Genomic DNA, 3345 nt, shown 5'->3' on the forward strand with positions numbered 1-3345 from the left:
ATGAGGGAGGCTCTCATGTATGTTTTGAGAACAGATTCTGGTTGAAAAGTCCATGAGGGAGGTTCTCATGTATGTTTTGAGAGCAGAATCTGGTTGAAAGGGCATGAGGGAGGTTCTCATGTATGTTTTGAGAGGAAATTTTGGTTAAAAAGTACATGAGGGATGCTCTCATGTATGTTTTGAGAGGAAATTTTGGTCAAAAAGTACATGAGGGAGGTTCTCATGTATGTTTTAGGCGCAAAATCGAGATGAAAGGTGCATGATGGAGGCTGTCATGCATGTTTTGAGAGGAAATTCTGGTTAAAAAGTACATGAGGGATGCTCTCATGTATGTTTTGAGAGGAAATTCTGGTTAAAAAGTACATGAAGGATGCTCTCATGTATGTTTTGAGAGCAAATTCTGATTGAAAAGTGCATGAGGAAGGTTCTCATGCATGTTTTGGGAGGAAATCAGAGAGGAATAATTCGAAACTTGGATGAGTGGGTCTTGTTTATTAAAGGAAAGAATTCATAGTTAAAATAGATCGAAAATAGGGTAATTAGAAAGAAAGCGTATTAGATTATTTTCCTTAGTACTTTATAACTACGAAAAATAGATAATTTGTAATATTGTACTTGCAAAAATTTACAATTAGTATTAATGTATAACAAAATTTTCGGATTTTTTTCGAAAATAACATCTAATTTTTTCCTAAGGAAATACCATTAATAATTTGACGTTCAAAAAGCTTAAATTCGGTGCGCACATTTTGTCGAACAGTTATTAGGAAAATTTAACCAATTAATTTGGTGTTTATAGTATACTAATATCATGTTAATTTTTTCGTTGTTTTTTGTTATCGTTGTAATTAGAATTCTCTATATTCTTGGAGGTTTAGCATGGGACGTCGCGGAGAAAATAAACAGACCATATGGGAAAAAGTACAGGATAGCTACAGTGATGAAGTTGTTGAGAATCTGAACCAGCTTGGAAAATATAAAGATTTAAAAAGAGAAGAACATATAAGTGAATTAATTAAGCGACCAGATACCGTAAAATTCGCTGAGGATATTTTAGTGCAGCTGTCTTCTGTTATTAAAAGGAGTAACAAGCTAACAGAGAATGCGAAGGAAGTACAACTGGATTCGATTACTTCACTATCCAATCAGCTTTGCAAGGATTTATCTCCAATGGAAATGCGCTATATCTATACGGAAATTGCTACCATCAGAAGAACCGCTGATTCCATGGGGAAATATCGGTTGATGCGATTTAAAAGAATTCTGCGTAATAGAAAGAAATAATTAAGGATCACTAGAATATCTTTAAGAGATATTTATCAGACCTTAATTACATATTGCATGGAAATAATTCCGTGATAATTTTGACATGATTCATTCATCATACAATTGAGTAGTATTGCTTTCCTCAAACCTTAAGGCTTTCTTACTGTGATCCGCCTGTATGAAGTATGTCCTCTACTTGTTTATACTCAAGAAATCCCTGTCAAACCATGTTAACTCTTTTCAAAATTTAATAACAAAAATCAGCCCGTTATGAATTAACTCATAAGGGTTATTTTGCATAACCGCACCTTCTGCTTTTGCTATATCAATATAAAAACAATCATGAAAAGCAATCAATTTTATCTGGATTCTGTATGCTTGTTTTCAGATTGATAATACTATTAAAGCAAGAGAGGATAGCCATTATATAAAACGATAAACCTCTCGAATTCATAATAACTTAAATTAATGTTATACTGACACCACGAAGGAGGAATGATACGTATGGCAAATCAAGAAAATGATACAAAGCAGCCTTTTTATAAGAAATGGTGGCTCTGGGCAATTGTAGCAGTCGTATTAGCTATTGCTATATTTGGCGGTGGCGATGAAGAAGATCCAAAAGAAACTGCTGATTCTGGTACTGAAGAAACACAAGATGAGGCAGATAAAGAGGAATCGGATACTACAGAAAAAGGTTCGGATGATCAAGAAGCGGAAGAAGATGAAACAGATGAAGAGCAAACGGAGGAAGAAGAGCCGAATACTCGAGATAATTCTTCAGCTCAAGAAACTACGCTTAATGCCGGAACATTTGCTGTAGGAACCGACATTCCAGCTGGTCGCTATGTCATTACTGGAGATGGAATGGGTAACTTATTTGTGTATGATGAGGATGGATTGCCATTAGTCAATGAAATTCTAGATACATCTGGTGAATTAGGGGTAACAAGTGTGACGACAGATATTGAAGATGGACAAGAAATTGAAATTTCCGGTCTAAATTCAGTTAAATTTACTCCAGCCGAAACAGCACTATCCAATACATTATCTGCAGGTTCTTGGGAAGTTGGACTTGATATAGAACCAGGTCGATACGATGTCACAGCACCTGGTGGCATGGGTAATTTCTTTATCTATGATGAAATGGGATTACCTTCCACTAATGAAATATTAGATGCTTCAGGTGAAATGGGAGTTAAACAGATAACGGTTACCCTTGAAGAAGGACAAGAAATTGAAATTAGCGGATTAAATGAAGTTAATTTCGAAGCAAAATAGTATGTAACTTTAGAGCCACCATAAACATTTGGTGGCTTTCTATGTTTTGCTATCTGTCGATTATTGTCACGCAAATATTGTACAATGTTATTAGTACAAGTATTGAAAATAAGGGGTGACAAAATGGCTGATAAGAATCGATTTCGTTTTTGGAAGAAAAAACAAAGTGAAGCAGATTACCAAGAAGGTGCAAAGTTATATGAAGCAAAGGCAAACGAATATTATGCAGACAATGAGAAAACGGAAAAGCTTGTTCGTGATGCAAAAGCGAAGTCTGAAAAAAATAAATCTGCTTTAGGAGATGCATGGGAAAAGATTCAACTATTATTTGAGCTTGTTGGTTCATGGAGAAAAGGGGAATATCGGGCAATTCCTAAGAAATCCATTATTATGATTATCGCAACAATCATCTATTTTGTATCACCAGTAGACTTATTGCCAGATTTTATAGTTGGACTAGGGCTGTTTGATGATGCTGCTGTAATCTCATTTACATTTAAACAAATTGCTAATGACTTGGAAAAGTATAGAGCTTGGCGAGATAGTAGTAGGGAAGAAGATAATCTACCGAAGGACTAGTGGGTTAGCCTGAAGGTAGGTATTTATAGATTCTTGAATAATCTTTAGCTTGAAAGGAAATATGACTTTTATAAAAAATAACCGTCCCCATTGGTGGTTACCCCCAAAAGTTAGAGTTTCTATTATGCAGCTAATTGGCTGGAGTGAGTTCGGTATTCAACCGGACTCATCCCAGTCAATTTTTCTTTTGATCTTTCATGATTGTACCAATAGATATAT

4 protein-coding genes are annotated in these 3345 nt (G+C 35.2%); 3 read left to right on the plus strand and 1 reads right to left on the minus strand.

Annotated elements, in window-relative coordinates; translation table 11 throughout:
- Positions 1–879 precede the first annotated feature (879 nt).
- The 3 genes from ABC228_RS09245 (at position 880) to ABC228_RS09255 (ending at position 3126) form a co-directional block, all read left to right on the plus strand.
- Positions 880–1284, plus strand: coding sequence for a hypothetical protein (locus ABC228_RS09245; protein WP_345824832.1), 405 nt, complete (start codon positions 880–882; stop codon positions 1282–1284).
- 486 nt (positions 1285–1770) lie between these two features.
- Entirely contained in the window at positions 1771–2547 is a 777-nt protein-coding gene (locus tag ABC228_RS09250) for a hypothetical protein (protein WP_345824833.1), read from the plus strand.
- Positions 2548–2670: 123 nt separating this feature from the next.
- A complete protein-coding gene (locus tag ABC228_RS09255; protein WP_345824834.1) occupies positions 2671–3126 on the plus strand; it encodes a YkvA family protein in 456 nt (151 codons plus the stop codon).
- Positions 3127–3248: 122 nt separating this feature from the next.
- Here the strand turns inward: ABC228_RS09255 and ABC228_RS19105 are convergent, their stop codons facing one another.
- Positions 3249–3341, minus strand: coding sequence for an IS3 family transposase (locus tag ABC228_RS19105; RefSeq protein WP_427902220.1), 93 nt, complete (start codon positions 3339–3341; stop codon positions 3249–3251).
- Positions 3342–3345: the final 4 nt, after the last annotated feature.

It is taken from the genome of Ornithinibacillus xuwenensis (genome assembly GCF_039614845.1).
GTDB classification, from domain to species: Bacteria; Bacillota; Bacilli; order Bacillales; family Amphibacillaceae; genus Ornithinibacillus; species Ornithinibacillus xuwenensis.

Excerpts from the sequence above, each read along its gene's own strand:
- ABC228_RS09250 (WP_345824833.1), top strand. The coding sequence starts at position 1,771 with ATGGCAAATCAAGAAAATGATACAAAGCAGCCTTTTTATAAGAAATGG.
- ABC228_RS09245 (WP_345824832.1), top strand. The coding sequence starts at position 880 with ATGGGACGTCGCGGAGAAAATAAACAGACCATATGGGAAAAAGTACAG.
- ABC228_RS09255 (WP_345824834.1), top strand. The coding sequence starts at position 2,671 with ATGGCTGATAAGAATCGATTTCGTTTTTGGAAGAAAAAACAAAGTGAA.